The organism is Microbacterium sp. LWH13-1.2, assembly GCF_038397735.1.
Classification (GTDB): Bacteria; Actinomycetota; Actinomycetes; order Actinomycetales; family Microbacteriaceae; genus Microbacterium.
This window is the reverse complement of the sequence record NZ_CP151635.1, coordinates 1,217,200-1,232,940: the sequence shown is the minus strand read 5'-3', so window position 1 is coordinate 1,232,940 and position 15,741 is coordinate 1,217,200. Positions and strand designations below refer to the sequence as shown.

General features: G+C 66.7%; 19 protein-coding genes. 7 read left to right on the top strand and 12 right to left on the bottom strand.

The genetic code is table 11. The features are described 5' to 3' along the window. Positions 1–41: 41 nt before the first annotated feature. The 5 genes from MRBLWH13_RS05705 to MRBLWH13_RS05685 form a co-directional block, all read right to left on the bottom strand. Positions 42–368, bottom strand: a complete 327-nt coding sequence (locus MRBLWH13_RS05705; RefSeq protein ID WP_017830719.1) for a DUF2469 family protein — start codon at positions 366–368, stop codon at positions 42–44. 47 nt (positions 369–415) lie between these two features. After that, a complete protein-coding gene (locus MRBLWH13_RS05700; RefSeq protein ID WP_341957311.1) occupies positions 416–1,075 on the bottom strand; it encodes a ribonuclease HII in 660 nt (219 codons plus the stop codon). Then, entirely contained in the window at positions 1,072–1,806 is a 735-nt protein-coding gene (gene lepB / locus MRBLWH13_RS05695; protein WP_341957310.1) for a signal peptidase I, read from the bottom strand. Before lepB ends, MRBLWH13_RS05700 begins: the two co-directional genes overlap by 4 nt. 118 nt (positions 1,807–1,924) lie before the next feature. Further along, complete coding sequence (gene rplS, locus MRBLWH13_RS05690) at positions 1,925–2,272, bottom strand: 50S ribosomal protein L19 (RefSeq protein ID WP_341957309.1); 348 nt, start codon at positions 2,270–2,272, stop codon at positions 1,925–1,927. A 177-nt stretch (positions 2,273–2,449) separates the two neighbouring features. Continuing rightward, a complete protein-coding gene (locus MRBLWH13_RS05685; protein WP_341957307.1) occupies positions 2,450–2,938 on the bottom strand; it encodes an MFS transporter permease in 489 nt (162 codons plus the stop codon). Between the two features lie 110 nt (positions 2,939–3,048). Here MRBLWH13_RS05685 and map point away from each other — a divergent pair, with 110 nt between their 5' ends. Then, positions 3,049–3,831: a type I methionyl aminopeptidase gene (gene map, locus MRBLWH13_RS05680; protein ID WP_341957305.1), complete on the top strand. Its 783-nt coding sequence runs from the start codon at positions 3,049–3,051 to the stop codon at positions 3,829–3,831. Between the two features lie 15 nt (positions 3,832–3,846). Here the strand turns inward: map and MRBLWH13_RS05675 are convergent, their stop codons facing one another. After that, positions 3,847–4,584, bottom strand: a complete 738-nt coding sequence (locus MRBLWH13_RS05675) for a class I SAM-dependent methyltransferase (protein WP_341957304.1) — start codon at positions 4,582–4,584, stop codon at positions 3,847–3,849. Between the two features lie 69 nt (positions 4,585–4,653). On the opposite strand from MRBLWH13_RS05675, the gene MRBLWH13_RS05670 reads away from it, so the two are divergent. Next, complete coding sequence (locus MRBLWH13_RS05670; protein WP_341957303.1) at positions 4,654–5,247, top strand: histidine phosphatase family protein; 594 nt, start codon at positions 4,654–4,656, stop codon at positions 5,245–5,247. Here the strand turns inward: MRBLWH13_RS05670 and trmD are convergent. Genes trmD through rpsP form a run of 4 tightly spaced genes read right to left on the bottom strand, consistent with a single transcriptional unit; the run spans position 5,244 to position 7,264 of the window. Continuing rightward, entirely contained in the window at positions 5,244–5,969 is a 726-nt protein-coding gene (trmD, locus tag MRBLWH13_RS05665) for a tRNA (guanosine(37)-N1)-methyltransferase TrmD (protein WP_341957302.1), read from the bottom strand. The two genes, MRBLWH13_RS05670 and trmD, sit on opposite strands and share 4 nt — an antisense overlap. 19 nt (positions 5,970–5,988) lie before the next feature. Further along, entirely contained in the window at positions 5,989–6,591 is a 603-nt protein-coding gene (rimM, locus tag MRBLWH13_RS05660; RefSeq protein ID WP_341957301.1) for a ribosome maturation factor RimM, read from the bottom strand. A gap of 1 nt (position 6,592) precedes the next feature. Then, positions 6,593–6,823 carry an RNA-binding protein gene (locus MRBLWH13_RS05655; protein WP_056307930.1) on the bottom strand — a complete coding sequence of 77 codons (231 nt, stop codon included), beginning with the start codon at positions 6,821–6,823 and terminating at the stop codon, positions 6,593–6,595. 6 nt (positions 6,824–6,829) lie between these two features. Continuing rightward, positions 6,830–7,264 carry a 30S ribosomal protein S16 gene (gene rpsP / locus MRBLWH13_RS05650; protein ID WP_056307932.1) on the bottom strand — a complete coding sequence of 145 codons (435 nt, stop codon included), beginning with the start codon at positions 7,262–7,264 and terminating at the stop codon, positions 6,830–6,832. 209 nt (positions 7,265–7,473) lie between these two features. Here rpsP and MRBLWH13_RS05645 point away from each other — a divergent pair, with 209 nt between their 5' ends. Continuing rightward, a complete protein-coding gene (locus MRBLWH13_RS05645) occupies positions 7,474–8,625 on the top strand; it encodes a glutamate--cysteine ligase (RefSeq protein ID WP_341957300.1) in 1,152 nt (383 codons plus the stop codon). A gap of 2 nt (positions 8,626–8,627) precedes the next feature. On the opposite strand, the gene MRBLWH13_RS05640 is transcribed toward MRBLWH13_RS05645, so the two are convergent. Next, positions 8,628–9,527 carry a sugar-binding domain-containing protein gene (locus MRBLWH13_RS05640; RefSeq protein WP_235560697.1) on the bottom strand — a complete coding sequence of 300 codons (900 nt, stop codon included), beginning with the start codon at positions 9,525–9,527 and terminating at the stop codon, positions 8,628–8,630. 172 nt (positions 9,528–9,699) lie between these two features. Between MRBLWH13_RS05640 and MRBLWH13_RS05635 the strand changes: the two genes are divergently transcribed. The 3 genes from MRBLWH13_RS05635 to glpK all read left to right on the top strand — a co-directional run bounded on the left by MRBLWH13_RS05635 (position 9,700) and on the right by glpK (position 13,801). Next, entirely contained in the window at positions 9,700–11,412 is a 1,713-nt protein-coding gene (locus MRBLWH13_RS05635; protein WP_341957299.1) for a glycerol-3-phosphate dehydrogenase/oxidase, read from the top strand. Positions 11,413–11,504: 92 nt separating this feature from the next. Then, positions 11,505–12,257, top strand: coding sequence for an MIP/aquaporin family protein (locus MRBLWH13_RS05630; RefSeq protein WP_341957298.1), 753 nt, complete (start codon positions 11,505–11,507; stop codon positions 12,255–12,257). Between the two features lie 29 nt (positions 12,258–12,286). Then, entirely contained in the window at positions 12,287–13,801 is a 1,515-nt protein-coding gene (gene glpK / locus MRBLWH13_RS05625) for a glycerol kinase GlpK (RefSeq protein ID WP_341957296.1), read from the top strand. A gap of 2 nt (positions 13,802–13,803) precedes the next feature. Here the strand turns inward: glpK and MRBLWH13_RS05620 are convergent, their stop codons facing one another. Beyond that, a complete protein-coding gene (locus MRBLWH13_RS05620; protein ID WP_341957295.1) occupies positions 13,804–14,739 on the bottom strand; it encodes a LysR substrate-binding domain-containing protein in 936 nt (311 codons plus the stop codon). A 78-nt stretch (positions 14,740–14,817) separates the two neighbouring features. On the opposite strand from MRBLWH13_RS05620, the gene MRBLWH13_RS05615 reads away from it, so the two are divergent. Beyond that, complete coding sequence (locus MRBLWH13_RS05615) at positions 14,818–15,729, top strand: EamA family transporter (protein WP_341957294.1); 912 nt, start codon at positions 14,818–14,820, stop codon at positions 15,727–15,729. The last annotated feature ends 12 nt before the right edge of the window (positions 15,730–15,741 follow it).

Sequence of the window (15,741 nt, the reverse complement as noted above, 5' to 3'; positions counted from 1 at the left end):
TCAGGAACAGTCCGTCAGACCCACGGACTGTGCAGAAAGGGTCACTCCCCGTCGAGCGACAACTCCTGCGGCAGTTCGAACTCGCGGCGCTGGAGTTCTTCGACGTTGACGTCCTTGAAGGTGAGTACGCGCACGGCCTTCACGAAACGGTCGGCGCGGTAGATGTCCCACACCCAGACGTCGGTCATCGAGATCTCGAAGTAGAAGTCGTGCTCGGTGTCACGACGCACGACGTTGACCTCGTTCGCCAGGTAGAACCGGCGCTCCGTCTCGACGACATACTGGAACTGGGAGACGACGTCGCGGTATTCGCGGAACAGCGCCAGCTCGAGCTCGCGGTCGTAGTCGTCGAAGGCTTCCTCATCCATGATGTCTCCATCCTAGAGTCGGCGGCGCATCGCCGCCGCACGGAGCGTCAGAACAGCGTCGGAGCATCGGCGATAGCCCATGACGAACGATGATGCGGAGACAGCCCGAGAGCGCGGATCGCATCACGGTGCTCGACGCTCGCATAGCCCTTGTTCCTGTCCCACTGGTAGGCCGGGTGCCCCTCGTGGAGCTCCGCCATATAAGTGTCGCGGGCGACCTTCGCGATCACGGACGCGGCAGAGACCGACGCACAGTCCCTGTCCGCCTTGACCACCGGACGGACGCGAAGCGGCACGGGGTGGACGGCGGACACATAGTCGTGGTTGCCGTCCAGCAGCACCAGTGCGCTCTCGATCGTGACTCCCTGGTCGACGATGCTCTGCACCGCTCGAGAGGCCGCCAGTCCCAGAGCACGCATGATGCCGACCTCGTCGACCTCTGCAGAACTCGCCCAGCCGACACCGGACGCCTGGACCCAGGCGGCTGCTCTGGCGGCGACATCGGGTCGCCGCTTCTCCGTGACGAGCTTCGAGTCCCGCAGTCCCTCCGGGACGCGACGACGTGATCCGGCGGCGTCCATCGCCGCGGCTCCGACTGCCACGGGACCGGCCAGCGCCCCACGCCCGACCTCGTCGAGGGAGATGACCAGGTCGCACTCGGTCAGCAGTCGACGCTCCAGGGTGAGCTTGGGTGCGACGACGGTCATTCCGAGTCCGGAACGCCGTTGAAGCTGTCGTGATGTCCGTCGATGGCGCCCATGCGGTCGAAGGGCCAGGTCGTGAGGAACGCCTTGCCCACGAGATTCTCAAGGGGAACGAAGCCGCCGCTGGGAAGGTCCTGATGCGCGCGTGAATCGCGCGATCGATCGCGGTTGTCGCCCAGCACCCAGATCGATCCTTCGGGCACGACGACGTCGAACGGCTCGTTCGAGGCTGCCGTGTCGCCGTCAGGAAGGTTGAGGTAGCTCAGCTCATCGATCGGGGCCCCGTTGATGGTGAGCTGGCCGAGCGCGTTGCAGCAGACGACGTGATCGCCGGGAAGTCCGATCACGCGCTTGACCAGATGATCCTGCGAGTCGGTCGCGGAGATGCCGACCACGTTCAGGACCCAGTCGACCGCCTGGATGAGCGGGGGCTGCGCGGGAGTCTGCACCTGCCCGTCGAGCCAACCCCCCGGGTCTTTGAAGACCACGACGTCCCCACGCTCGTACGAGGTCCATCGCGGCGTGAGCTCATCGACGAGGATCCTGTCGTTGACGAGCAACGTGCGCTCCATCGAGGCCGACGGGATGTAGAACGAGCGGACGACGAACGTCTTGACCACGAAGGAGACGAGCGCCGCGATGACGATGATCACGAGTACGTCGCGCAGGAACACGAGGAATCCACGACGACGTTTCGTCGGAGGTGTGGACGCAGGCGCGGAATCGGTCGTCATCAAGGTTCCTTCACAGTCTCGCACCGCTCGGAGACGGCACTACCTAGGGTCGCACACCCGGCGGAAAACACAGCACCCCGGGACATCGTGTCCCGGGGTGCTGCGGAGAACCTGCGCGTCAGTTGAAGCGCTTCTCCTTGATCTTCGCCTTCTTGCCGCGCAGCTGGCGGAGGTAGTAGAGCTTCGCGCGACGCACGTCACCGCGGGTGACGACCTCGATGTGGTCGATCACCGGGGAGTGCACGGGGAACGTACGCTCGACGCCGACCTGGAAGCTGATCTTGCGCACGGTGAAGGTCTCGCGCACGCCATCGCCCTGGCGGCCGATGACGACGCCCTTGAAGACCTGGATACGCGAGCGGGTGCCCTCGGTGATGTTCACGTGCACGTTGACCGTGTCACCGGGGTGGAAGACGGGAATGTCGGAACGCAGGGATGCTGCGTCGACGGCGTCGAGGATCTGCATGATCGTCTCTCTCTGCACTCGCCTCAGGTCGGTTGCATGATGTAAGTAGGAATAAGAAGAGGTGTGCTGAACGGCGCCGAAGCGTCCGCGGGTTCCCCTGAGGCAGAACCGGTCACGGCACAAACACTCATTCTGCCATGGATGCTGCACGCGGCCAAAACGTCACGTGCTGCGGTGTCATTCGCGAGCGTCGCTCTCCCGGACCACGATGACCTCATGCGCGCGCGTCGAGGGCGCCGGCTCGTCGACGCCGGGGACGGTCGACCAGGCGATGGTCTCGCGGAATCGCGCGCCACTGCCCTTGGCCTCGTTCCACAGCTGCCACAGCTGCAGCCACACGAGGCCGATGCCGACGACGATCGCGGCCGCGAGCAGCCAGCCGAATGCACCGTCGATGAAGCATCCGACCGCGATCGTCAGACCATGCCAGAGGGTGAAGCCTCCGACGTCCCACCACGAGACGGCACGATCGGCGCGCACGGAGGGGCGGGACCGCGTGAGAAGCGTGAGCAGAAGCTGCCCCACGAAGACGGACGGGATCGCGATGAAGAGGACCCAGAGGATCGTCCACCCGCCCTGGAAGACGCCCCAGCCGATCAGGAGCCAGAGCGGCAGCAGGAACGCGGCCGGAACCAGCCACCGGAAGAACGCCTGACGCAACCACATGTCACAGATCGTACGACGCCCCGCACGCCGCTGCCCCGGTGTTCGCTGTGAGCGCGCGGACGCCGGAGGCGCACGCATCGGCGAGAATGGAGAGGACGAGAGGACACCCGATGATCGAACTGCGCACCCCTGCCGAGATCGACGAGATGCGCGCCGCCGGGCGCTTCGTGGCCGAGACGCTGGCTACCCTGCGCGACGAGACGAAGGTCGGCACCAACCTGCTGTCGATCGATCGCAGAGCGCACGACATGATCCGCAAGGCAGGAGCGGAGTCGTGCTACATCGACTACCACCCCTCGTTCGGCGCGAGCCCGTTCGGCAAGGTGATCTGCACGTCGATCAACGATGCCGTGCTGCACGGACTCCCCCACGACTACACGCTCCGAGATGGGGATCTGGTCTCGCTCGACTTCGCCGTGTCCGTCGACGGATGGGTCGCGGATTCGGCCGTCTCCTTCGTCGTCGGCACTCCGCGCGACGAGGATCTCAGACTCATCGACACGACCCAGCGCGCCCTCGACGCCGCGATCACGGCTGCCGTCGTGGGCAATCGGATCGGTGACATCTCCGCCGCCATCGCGGCCGTGTCGCACGGCGAGGGGTACTCGATCAACACCGATTTCGGCGGGCACGGCGTCGGCCGCATCATGCACGGCGACCCGCATGTCCCCAACGACGGGCGCGCAGGTCGTGGCTTCCCGCTTCGCGAGGGACTCGTGTTCGCACTCGAGCCCTGGCTGCTGGAGACGACCGACGAGCTCATCACAGACCCTGACGGCTGGACGCTTCGCAGTGTCGACGGATCCCGAGGTGCTCATTCGGAGCACACGGTAGCCGTCACAGCCGACGGTCCGATCATCCTCACCGACCGCTCGTTCCTCGGCGTCGACTGAGCACTCGCCCTCGGATCAGGCGCGTCGGTAGACGAATACGTCCGTCACGATGGGCAGGTCGAAGTCGTCGCGACCGCGCGTTTCGGAGTCGGCGTCCAGGACGGCCTCGATCGCGGCGAACATGCCCGCGCGTTCGTCGTCATCCGCCACGAGGAAGCTGCTCACTGTCGACCATCGCCGCAAGTAGTCCTCCCGTCGGATCCGCTCCGTCCAGTGGATCTGCTCGTGTCGGACGTGGACGAAGCCCGGCAGCTCGTCCGCGGCTGAGCTCGTCGTGCCGTCCTCATCCGCCACCGCGGGATGCGCGATGCGATGCGCCGCTCTGTCCCAGGCGCTCGTGGGGTCGGAGTGATTCCAGATCAGTCCGAGGGCGCCACCGGACACGAGTACCCGAGTGATCTCCGCACACGCGGGCTCGCGATCGAACCAGTGGAAGGCCTGCGCGACGGACACGACGTCCACGCTGCCGTCAGCCACCGGAATCCGCTCGGCGCTTCCCTGCAGCGCCTCCACTGCCGGAAGCTTGACTCGCAGCACGTCGAGCATCGCCGACGACGGTTCGACCGCGATGACGCGCTCGGCTCGTCCCTGGAGCAGTTCCGTGAACTTACCGGTGCCGGCCCCGAGGTCGAGCGCAGCGCGCACAGGCGTCTGCATCACCAGGTCGGCCGCGGCCTGCGGGAATCCCGGGCGGTAGCGGTCGTAATCCGCTCCGATGCGTTCGAAAGACTTCGCGAGAACCTCATCGACCATGCTCAGACGGTATCAGCCGACGGCGGGATCACTCCGCCGTGATCGAGGCGGCTGTGCCATCCTGAGTCCATGATTCCCCAGGATCGCCACGTGCCGGAGCACCTGTTCCTGGTGCGACACGGTCAGACGCGGTGGAATCTCGAACATCGTCTGCAGGGGCAGCTGGACTCGCCGCTGACAGAGGACGGCATCCTGCAGGCGAAGAATGTCGCCGAGCGCCTCACCGGCCGCGGGATCACGACGGTCTGTTCCAGCCCTCTCGGTCGGGCGCTGAGGACGGCTGTCATCATCGCCGATCGCCTCGGCGCCGATCTCGTCGAGGTCCCAGAACTCGCAGAGGTACACCACGGCGACATGGCGGGTATGACCTGGGAGGAGATCGATCGACGGTTTCCCACCGCGCGTGAGGAACGCGCGGCGAACCGCTATGGATGGGCCTTCCCCGGCGGCGAGAGCTACGCGCAGGCGCGGGCGCGAGCGCGCCGGGCGTTGTCGTCGTGCGGATGGGCGACGGCCGGCATCCCACTCCTCGTGAGCCACGAGATGCTCGGAAGAATGCTCCGGGCCGACCTCCGAGGCCTGGATGCGGCGTCGGCCCTGTCGCTCCGGCATCCGCATGATGTCGTATTCGAGATCGACCACGGCAGAGAGACTCTGGTCTAAGCGTCGTCTTCCGGCAGCAGGTCGGGGCGACGGCGACGCGTCCGCTCGAGCTGTTGCTCGCGCCGCCATGAGGCGATTACCGCGTGATTGCCGCTCAGCAGCACCTCGGGTACCGAGCGATCACGCCAGACGGAGGGCTTCGTGTACGACGGGTACTCGAGCAGGCCGTCCTCGTGGGATTCCTCGACCAGGCTCTCGGGGTTACCGACGACTCCGGGGATGAGGCGGCCGATGGCCTCGATCATCGCCATCGTCGCCACCTCTCCGCCGTTGAGGACGTAGTCGCCCAGGCTGACGAGACGGACCTCTCCCAGCGACGCCGCGTACTCGAAGACCCGTTCGTCGATGCCCTCGTAGCGTCCGCACCCGAAGATCAGGTGATCGCGCGTGCTCAGGTCGCGTGCAGTGGCCTGAGTGAAGACCTCACCGGCCGGCGAGGGGAAGATGATCGTGGGTCGCGTCTGCGCCGCCGCGGTTCTCGTCGCCTCGGCGCTCGATGACGCGAGCTCGTCGAGCGCGAGGCCCCAGGGTTCGGGCTTCATGACCATCCCGGCGCCGCCGCCGTACGGGGTGTCGTCGACGGTGCGGTGACGATCGGACGTCCACTCGCGCAGATCACGCACTCGGAGATCGAGGATGCCTGCACTCTGCGCCTTCCCGAGGAGGGAGAGCGTCAGTCCGTCGAAGTAGGACGGGAAGATCGAGAGGACGTCGATGCGCACGGAGGAACCGTATCAGCGGTCACGCCGATGCGTCGGAGTCCGAAGACTCTCCCGCATCCGCTGTGTCTGTCGTGTCCGGAAGCTCTTCGAAGAGGCCGGGAGGCGGAGTCACGGTGACACGTCCCGCCCTCACGTCGACGGTCGGGACGATCGCCTGGACGAACGGCACCATGATGTCCTGATCGCCGGATCGGACGATGAGCAGATCCTGGGCGGGGAAGTGCTCCACGCGCACGACCTTGCCGACGATGGTCTCATCGCGGACGACATCGAGACCGACGAGCTGGTGGTCGAACCATGCGTCGTCCTCGACCTCGTCATCGTCCTGATCGATCCAGAGGATCGCGCGGACGAGGGTCTCGGCACCCTCACGATCGTCGACGTCCTCGAGGAACACGACCGGGTTGCCGTTCATCACGCGGTATTCGCGGACGACGACTGTCTTGCCATGCCACGGAGATGCCTCGGGCACCTGCAACGTGAACTCGGCTCCCGGAGTGAAACGGCGCTCCGGGTTGTCGGTGTAGAGCTCCAGCTTGAGCGCGCCCTTGAGGCCATGGGCCTTGACGAGACGCCCTACGCGCAGCTGGTTCTTGCCCTGGTTGCGATCTTTCGACACCACGTCAGTCGTCCGCGACGTCGACGCGGACGCGACGCCCATCAGCCAGCGCCGAGATGAGCGTACGCAGTGCCTTGGCGGTGCGGCCGCCGCGCCCGATCACGCGTCCACGATCATCGGGGTGCACACGCACCTCGAGGAGATCGCCTCGCGGCGAGGTGGACGAGTTGATACGCACATCCTCCGGGTGATCGACGATCCCCTTGACGATGTGTTCGAGCGCGGCGGCGAGCACGACGGACTACTCCGAGTCTGCGGCGGGAGCCTCAGCGGCCTCCGCGTCGGCCTTGGCGGGAGCCTCCTCTGCGGGAGCTTCCACCTTCTTCTCGGCCTTGGGCTTGACGACCGACTTCTTGGACGCGTCGATCTCGAACGGAACCTTGGGCTCCTTGACCTTGAGCGTGGACTTGGCGTCCTTGTCGCCCTTGAACTTGCCCCAGTCGCCCGTGATCTTGAGAAGGGCGGCGACCTGCTCAGTCGGCTGCGCACCGACGGAGAGCCAGTACTGCGCACGCTCGGAGTCGATCTCGATGAACGAGGGCTCCTCGGTGGGGTGGTACTTGCCGATCTCCTCGATCACGCGACCATCGCGCTTGGTCTTCGAGTCGGCGACGACGATGCGGTAGTACGGCGCACGGATCTTGCCCAGGCGCTTGAGACGAATCTTGACAGCCACGATTCTCCTGAATTGTGTGGAAGTTGACGAACCGATCGCCTGGAGAGTGGGGTGCACACCCGGCGGAAGCTCAAAGAGGGAGGACGAATGCTGGATAGAGGGTCGAGCACGTCGTCCGACCTTCTATTCTGCCAGATGCGCGGCCCAGGCGCGAAACGCGGCGACACGGCGGTTGCCGTGTCGCCGACAGCGCGTGTCAGACTGTGCTCGTGAAGCTCGATTTCGCGCCCTCGGCGCGGTCCACCGTCGGCCTGGAGTGGGAGATCATGCTCGCCGATCCGGTGAGCGGTGATCTGGTCGGTCGTGCGCCGGAGCTGCTCTCGGCGCTCGAGGCCGAGAGTGAGGATGAGCGGCACACCGTGACCGGCGAGCTGCTCACCAACACCATCGAGGTCACCAGCGGCATCGGCGACTCCGTCGCGCACGCGATCGACGACATCGCCAATGCGATCGCAGCAGTGCGAACCGCCACAGACCCCGCGGGTATCGAGCTGCTCTCCGCCGGCAGCCACCCGTTCGCGCAGTGGTACGACCAGGAGGTGACCGACAAGACCCGGTATCACACCCTGATCGAGCGGACCCAGTGGTGGGGTCGCAACATGATGATCTGGGGCATCCATGTGCACATCGGGGTCGAGGACCAGCGCAAGGTCATCCCGATCATCAATGCCCTCTCGGGCTACCTCCCTCATCTTCAGGCACTCGCGGCGTCGAGCCCGTTCTGGGCCGGAGAGCGCACCGGATACGCCTCGAACCGGGCCCTCGTCTTCCAGCAGCTGCCCACCGCGGGACTCCCCTGGCCCCTCCAGGACTGGTCGGAGTACGAGGCCTACCTCGACGACATGGTCCGCACCGGTGTCATGGCCGATGCCACGGAGGTGCGTTGGGACATCCGTCCGGCGCCGCGCTGGGGCACCATCGAGATCCGCGCATGCGACGGCCTGTCGACCCTGCCGGAGCTCGCCGCCGTCGCGGCACTGGTCCAGGTGCTCGTGGAGCACCTCTCACGAGAGCTGGACGAGGGTCGGACCCTGCCGCAGATGCCGGCCTGGTACCACCGCGAGAACAAGTGGCGTGCAGCGCGCTACGGCCTCGATGCTCGCGTGATCGTGGATGCCGCGGGCACGCAGCGCCCTGTGCGCGATCATCTCGCGCAGGTGATCGAAGACCTGGCCCCGGTCGCTGTGGAACTCGGCTGCGTGCGAGAGTTCGGGAGCATCGGGACCATCCTGCACGACGGTGCCAGCTACGAGCGTCAGCTGACCATCGCGAATGCGACCGGTGGAGATCTGGGCGCCGTCGTGCAGCATCTGATCCGCGAGTTCCGCTCCGGCCCCGAGGCGTCCACGGAAGAGGGCTGACCTCAGTCCTCGACGAGTCGCCGCGCCAGGCCCTCATCGAGCACCACATCGGTGATGAGCTCGGCAGCGATCGCCGCACGAAGGCTCACGAGCTTGGGCACGCCCGAGACCACGCACACGCGCCTGGGCACACGGCGCAGCCTGTCTAGTCCTGGTCCGGTCGCCCGCGCGTTCACCCGGATATCCCGCCACGACCCGTCCGCCCGGAAGAACACCGTCGCCACGTCGCCGATCGCGTGGTCCTCACGCAGGCTGCGGTAGTCGTCGCGGCCGAGGTAGCCGCCGACGTAGACCCGACTGGGGACCTCCGCGGCGGGCGAGCCGAGGCTGAACACAGCGATGTCCATCTTGGACTGCAGATCCAGCACACGGCGTGTGCTGCGTTCCCGCCACATCGCCTCACGCGTCGAGGGGTCATCGAAGAACGCCGGCACCGGGAACTGCTGCACCTGCGCACCGAACGCGCTGCCGAAGCGCTGCAGGATGTCACTCGAGTACTCCACACCGCTGGTCTGCGTGTTGCCCGCGCCGTTGAGCTGCACGAATGTCGTGTTGTGCGTCTCCTTCTGCGTCAGCCCGCGGCTGACGGCACTGATCGTCGACCCCCAGGCGACGCCGACGATCATGTTCGAGTCGACGAACTGCGACAGCAGCCGTCCGGCGGTCAGCGCGACGCGCTCGAGTCGCTCCACCTCGCTGACGATCTCCGGAATCGGAACGACGTGCGCGACGACGCGGTAGCGGTCCCTGATGTGCTGCTCCAGCATCCCGAGCCGTTCCAGCGGGGAGTTGATGCGGATGTCCACGAGGCCGCTCTCCCTGGCGAAGCTGAGAAGACGCGACACCGACGACCTAGAGGTCTTCAGCTCCTGCGCGATGACCTCCATGGTCTTGTCCTGCATGTAGTAGAGCTGGGCGGCGGTGAGCGCCGCGACCAGCTTCGAATCGCGGGATACTGCATCTGAATGTGCCACGACGACCTCCTCGCGTCGATCTTTGCACATATGTGCAACCGGCTTGCGCGCACTGGCCAGAAGGGTCGAAGCTGGGGGCACGCACAGAGAAGGGTCGAAGATGATCGAGTCGACACACTCATCACCGGAACGCGCCGAAGTCCGCGCGGTCCGTGAATCGGGACGCACGAGCGTCCTTGTCATCGGAGCGGGGATCAACGGCATCTCCACGTTCCGTGACCTCGCACTGCAGGGCGTGGACGTCCTGCTCGTCGAACGCGGAGACTTCGCCTCCGGCGCGTCGGCGGCGTCGAGCCACATGATCCACGGCGGCATCCGCTATCTCGAGAACGGCGAGTTCCGACTGGTCCGCGAGTCCGTCGAAGAGCGCAACGGTCTGCTCAAGATCGCGCCTCACTACGTGAAGCCGCTCGAGACGACGATCCCGATCTACTCGACCTTCTCGGGCATCCTGTCCGCTCCCCTGCGCTTCCTGACGCACAAGAGCGGCAAGCCCCAGGAGCGCGGCGCGTTCCTGATCAAGGTCGGCCTCACGATCTACGACACGTTCTCGCGCGACGGTGGAATGGTGCCCCGTCACCGGTTCCTCGGTCGCAAGCGCTCGCTGGCCGAACTCCCCTCGCTCGACCCGAACATCAAGTACACCGCGACGTACTACGACGCCTCGATGCACGACCCCGAGCGTCTCGCGCTCGACGTGCTGCAGGACGGACGCGCCGCGCATCCGGGCGGTGCCATCGCACTGAACTACGTCGAGGCCGTCGCACGTGACGGCGCGAACGTCGTGCTCCGCGACCGCGAGAGCGGCACCGAGTTCACCGTCACCGCCGATGTGGTCGTCAACGCCTCCGGCCCCTGGACCGACCTCACGAACGACGCCCTCGGCACCGACACCCGTTTCATGGGCGGCACCAAGGGCTCGCACATCGTGCTCGACCACCCCGAGCTCCTCGAGGCGACGCGAGGACGCGAGATCTTCTTCGAGCACTCCGACGGCCGCATCGTGCTGATCTACCCACTCAAGGGACGCGTCCTCGTCGGCACGACCGACATCGACGCGGATCCGCGCGAGGTCCCGGTCTGCACGGAGGAGGAGATCGACTACTTCTTCGACCTCATCCACCACGTCTTCCCGCAGATCGACGTGACCCGCGAGCAGATCGTCTACAACTTCTCCGGCATCCGACCGCTTCCCCGCCACGAGGACACGGCTCCCGGGTTCGTCTCTCGCGACTACCGCATCGAGGTCGACGAGAAGGGCGCAGCACCCCTCGTCAGCCTGGTCGGCGGCAAGTGGACGACCTTCCGCGCCCTCGGCGAGTCGCTCTCCGACGTCGTGCTCGGGCTGATCGGCCGCACCCGCACCGTGTCGACGGCCGGGCGCGCGATCGGCGGAGGCCGCGACTTCCCGCGCACCGAGAAGGCCCGACGCATCTGGATCCAGGAGAACCTGCCCGGAGCCGGTGAGCGCGCCGAACGCCTGCTCGCCCGTTACGGCACCCGCGCAGCGCAGGTGTGGGAGTACATCGAACAGGGCGACGACGCTCCCCTCGCCGGTGGCGACCTCTCGACGCGCGAGCTCGCATGGATGGTGGAGAACGAGATGGTCGCGCGCCTGCAGGATGTCATCCTGCGCCGCACCAGCATCGCATTCACCGGACACGCCGACGCGGATGTGCTCGAAGAGCTTGCCGACGCACTGGCACCTCTGCTCGACTGGGATCGTGCGCGACACGATGCCGAGCTGGATCAGACGCGCACTCTGCTGAACGAGCGACATGGACTGAAGATCTCGTCCCGCACACGCGGCTGACGAGACATCCGAACACCGCCCTCCACGCGGTGTAACTCCCAACAAGTGCCAGGGCTAAGGGGCCCTGGCACTCAAGAAAGGTCAATGAAGACATGACTGATGTGAATCTCGGTCTCTACTTCCTCTCGGAGTTCGTCGGCACAGCGATGCTGATCCTCCTCGGATGTGGTGTGGTCGCCAACGTCGCCCTCGCGAAGAACAAGGGCTTCGGCGGCGGCTTCCTGATGGTCAACTGGGGATGGGGTCTCGCGGTCTTCGTGGGTGTCCTCGCCTCCGCATACTCCGGCGCGATCCTGAACCCGGCCGTCGGCATCGGCCTCCTGGTCGCCGGCAAGATCGACTTCTCGCAGTTCGCCGTCGCGACCGGTGCCGAGCTCCTCGGAGCGATCGTCGGTGCGATCCTCACCTGGCTCGCCTACAAGCAGCACTTCGACGAGGAGCCGGAGGCGGCGAACAAGCTCGGTGTGTTCTCGACCGGCCCCGCGATCCGCTCGTACGGCTGGAACCTCGTCACCGAGGTCATCGGCACGTTCGTGCTCGTCTTCGCGGTCTTCGCGTTCGCGGACTACGGCGTCGCCGACATCGGAACCCCCGGAGGCCTCGGACCGCTCAGCGCGCTCCCGGTCGCGCTGGTCGTCGTCGGCATCGGTGCTTCCCTCGGTGGACCGACCGGCTACGCGATCAACCCTGCACGTGACCTCGGACCGCGTATCGCCCACGCCATCCTGCCGATCAAGGGCAAGGGCTCCAGCGACTGGTCGTACTCGTGGGTCCCGGTCGTGGGCCCGCTCATCGGTGGTGTCCTCGCCGCCGTCGCCGCACCCGTCCTGCTGAACCTCGCCTGAACCCGAACCTGACTTCAAAGGAGAACACAATGGCCGACTACATCATCGCCATCGATCAGGGCACCACCTCCAGCCGCGCGATCATCTTCGACAAGAAGGGCAGCATCGTCGCGACCGGTCAGAAGGAGCACGAGCAGATCCTGCCGAAGGCCGGCTGGGTCGAGCACGACCCCGCCGAGATCTGGCGCAACGTCCAGGAGGTCATCGGACTCGCCCTGAGCCGCGCCGATCTGACGCGTCACGACATCGCCGCCGTCGGCATCACCAACCAGCGTGAGACCGCTGTGGTCTGGGACAAGACGACCGGCAAGGCGGTCTACAACGCCATCGTCTGGCAGGACACCCGCACGCAGGAGATCGTCGACCGCCTCGCCTCCGACGGCGGCGTCGAGCGATTCAAGCCCGTCGTGGGCCTCCCCCTCGCGACCTACTTCTCGGGCACCAAGATCGCGTGGATCCTCGAGAACGTCGAGGGTGCACGCGAGAAGGCCGAGGCGGGCGACCTCGTCTTCGGCACGACCGACAGCTGGGTGCTGTGGAACCTCACGGGCGGTGTCGACGGCGGTGTGCACGTGACCGACGTCACCAACGCCTCGCGCACGATGTTCATGGATCTCGAGACGCTCGAGTGGCGCGACGACATCCTCGAGGCTTTCGGCGTGCCGCGCTCGATGATGCCGGAGATCCGTTCCTCCTCCGAGGTGTACGGAGCTGCCGAGGACTCGTCGCTGCTGCGCGAGACGCCGATCGCCGGCATCCTGGGCGACCAGCAGGCCGCGACCTTCGGGCAGGCCGCCTTCAACACGGGTGAGAGCAAGAACACCTACGGCACCGGTTGCTTCCTCATCTTCAACACGGGCGAGGAGATCGTCCACTCGAAGAACGGGCTGCTCACCACCGTCGGCTACAAGCTCGGCGACGGACCGACGCACTACGCGCTCGAGGGCTCGATCGCCGTCACCGGATCCCTGATCCAGTGGCTCCGCGACCAGCTCGGCATCATCGGATCCGCTCCCGAGGTCGAAGAGCTCGCCAAGCAGGTCGACGACAACGGCGGCGTGTACATCGTCCCCGCGTTCTCGGGTCTGTTCGCTCCGTACTGGCGTCCTGACGCACGCGGCGCGATCGTCGGTCTCACCCGCTACGCGAACAAGAACCACATCGCTCGCGCGGCACTCGAGGCAGTCGCCTTCCAGACCCGCGATGTGCTCGACGCGGTCAACGCCGATGCAGGCGTCGACCTCACCGAGCTCAAGGTCGACGGCGGCATGGTCGCGAACGACGCGCTGATGCAGTTCCAGGCTGACGTCCTGGGCGTCCCGGTCGTTCGTCCGGTCGTCGCCGAGACGACGGCACTCGGTGCCGCGTACGCCGCCGGTCTCGCCGTCGGTTTCTGGAACGGTCTGGACGACCTGTCCGCCAACTGGCAGGAGGACCGCCGCTGGGAGCCCTCGATGGAGGACGCCGAGCGCGACCGCCAGCTGCGCCTGTGGCGCAAGGCCGTCAGCAAGTCGATGGACTGGGTCGACGAGGACGTGAAGTGACCTCAGCTTCTTGAGGAGACGGGCCCGGAGGATTCCTCCGGGCCCGTCTCGTCTCCCTCGACACCTGTCACGGAATCGAGGACGCGCAGGAAGGCAGTCGCGACGCTGCGCGGCGCGCGGTCGTCCCACGCGACGTACTGGACTCGAACGGGCCCATCGACCAGATCGACGGCGATCGCATCCGCGGCTGACGCGGCGATCACGCCCGGCGCGAGCAGGGCGACGGCGAGGCCCTCCGAGACGAGCCCGAGGAGCATCTCCGACGAGTCGGCCTCGAATGCCACATCGCGCGAGATGCCGGATGACGCGAACGCCGCGTCTCCCTGGGCGCGACCCGACGTTCCTGCGGGGAAGTCCGCGAAGACCTCGTCCGCAAGGTCCGCGAGCCGGACTCGTGTCCGACCTGAGAGACGATGCGTCGGGTGCATCGCGACGACCAGGCGCTCGCGACCGAGTTCCCGCGAGGAGACGCCCCTCGGCACGGCTTCCTCGCGGAGGCCCAGCAGCGCGACATCGAGGTCGCCCCGCCGCACCGTGTCAGCGAGGGTGTCGCTGTTGCCGACGGAGAGCTCGACGCGAGCATCGGGATGCGTCTCGCGGAAGCGCGAGATGACCTGCGGCACCGACACCGCACTCGCCGTGGGGATGACGCCGAGTCGGAGAGTGCCCACGACACGACCGGAAGCCGCAGCCGCGGCCTCACGGGCGTCGTCGGCAGCCATCACCGCCATCTTCGCGTGGATCAGGAAGGCGTCCCCCGCCTCGGTGGTCCGCACGCTGCGGCTCGACCGGACGAAGAGACGCTGTCCGAGCTCGCGCTCGAGGGCGGCGATCTGATGACTGAGGGCGGACTGTGTGACGAAGCACCGTTCGGCCGCTCGAGTGAAGCTCGACGCGGATGCCACTTCGACGACGTACTTCAGCTGCTGGAGATCCACACATCAATGATCTCTCTTCATGAAGCAGGTGACAATAATGCCTTGGACTCATCCTTCGGCAACGTTCAGGCTGGGGATATGAAACGTATGTCCGTTCTGCTCCTCACAGCTCTCGCTCCTCTCTCCTGGGGCACCACCTACCTCGTGACGACGGAAATGCTTCCCGCCGGGCACCCCCTTCTTGCAGGTCTCCTGCGTGCGCTCCCCGCGGGGCTCATCGCCCTGGCGATCGGCAGGACCCTCCCGTCCGGCGGCTGGTGGCTGAAGTCCCTGCTGCTCGGAAGCCTCAACATCGGGGCGTTCTTCCCTCTGCTCTTCCTGGCAGCCGAGCGGCTGCCAGGCGGAGTCGCAGCTGCCGTCGCGGGAGCACAGCCGATGATCATCCTCGGCATGAGCGCGCTCGTGCTGCGCGACCGGATCCGCCCCCTCACCGCCGCCGCTGCCATCGTGGGCGCGGGCGGCGTCGCTCTCGTCGTGCTGGGTCCGGCCGCGCAGCTCGACACCGTCGGAATCCTCGCGGCGCTGGGCGGCGTGACCGCAACCGCTCTCGGAATGATCCTCACCAAGCGCTGGGGGCGTCCTGCAGGTGTCGGGCCCGTCGCATACGCGGGATGGCAGCTGACCTCGGGCGGTCTCGTCCTCCTACCGCTCACGCTGCTCCTCGAAGGTGTTCCTGCCACCGTCGATGGCGCAGCGGTGCTCGGATACGTGTGGCTGGGCTCGGTGGGAGGCCTGCTCGCCTACACGCTGTGGTTCCGCGGCATCCAGCTGCTGCCGGTCATCGCGCCAGGGCTGCTCGCTCTGCTCTCCCCCGTGGTCGCGACGCTGCTGGGCACCCTTGTAGCCGGCGAGTCGTTCACACCGCTTCAGGCGCTCGGAATCGCTCTGGTACTCGTCGCCCTCGTCGTAGGACAGCTGACGGCGCTCAGCACGCCACGCCGGTCAGCGGCCCCTGCTCGGGAGCACTCGCTGCCGACGTCCCGAGCGTGAGCGACGTCAACG

Bases quoted from the DNA above. Each gene is read 5' to 3' on its own strand.
- MRBLWH13_RS05635 (WP_341957299.1), top strand. From the start codon at position 9,700: ATGATCGAGTCGACACACTCATCACCGGAACGCGCCGAAGTCCGCGCG.
- MRBLWH13_RS05705 (WP_017830719.1), bottom strand. From the start codon at position 368: ATGGATGAGGAAGCCTTCGACGACTACGACCGCGAGCTCGAGCTGGCG.
- MRBLWH13_RS05700 (WP_341957311.1), bottom strand. From the start codon at position 1,075: ATGACCGTCGTCGCACCCAAGCTCACCCTGGAGCGTCGACTGCTGACC.
- map (WP_341957305.1), top strand. From the start codon at position 3,049: ATGATCGAACTGCGCACCCCTGCCGAGATCGACGAGATGCGCGCCGCC.
- glpK (WP_341957296.1), top strand. From the start codon at position 12,287: ATGGCCGACTACATCATCGCCATCGATCAGGGCACCACCTCCAGCCGC.
- lepB (WP_341957310.1), bottom strand. From the start codon at position 1,806: ATGACGACCGATTCCGCGCCTGCGTCCACACCTCCGACGAAACGTCGT.
- MRBLWH13_RS05640 (WP_235560697.1), bottom strand. From the start codon at position 9,527: ATGCAGGACAAGACCATGGAGGTCATCGCGCAGGAGCTGAAGACCTCT.
- rplS (WP_341957309.1), bottom strand. From the start codon at position 2,272: ATGCAGATCCTCGACGCCGTCGACGCAGCATCCCTGCGTTCCGACATT.
- MRBLWH13_RS05630 (WP_341957298.1), top strand. From the start codon at position 11,505: ATGACTGATGTGAATCTCGGTCTCTACTTCCTCTCGGAGTTCGTCGGC.
- MRBLWH13_RS05685 (WP_341957307.1), bottom strand. From the start codon at position 2,938: ATGTGGTTGCGTCAGGCGTTCTTCCGGTGGCTGGTTCCGGCCGCGTTC.
- MRBLWH13_RS05675 (WP_341957304.1), bottom strand. From the start codon at position 4,584: ATGGTCGATGAGGTTCTCGCGAAGTCTTTCGAACGCATCGGAGCGGAT.
- MRBLWH13_RS05615 (WP_341957294.1), top strand. From the start codon at position 14,818: ATGAAACGTATGTCCGTTCTGCTCCTCACAGCTCTCGCTCCTCTCTCC.
- MRBLWH13_RS05670 (WP_341957303.1), top strand. From the start codon at position 4,654: ATGATTCCCCAGGATCGCCACGTGCCGGAGCACCTGTTCCTGGTGCGA.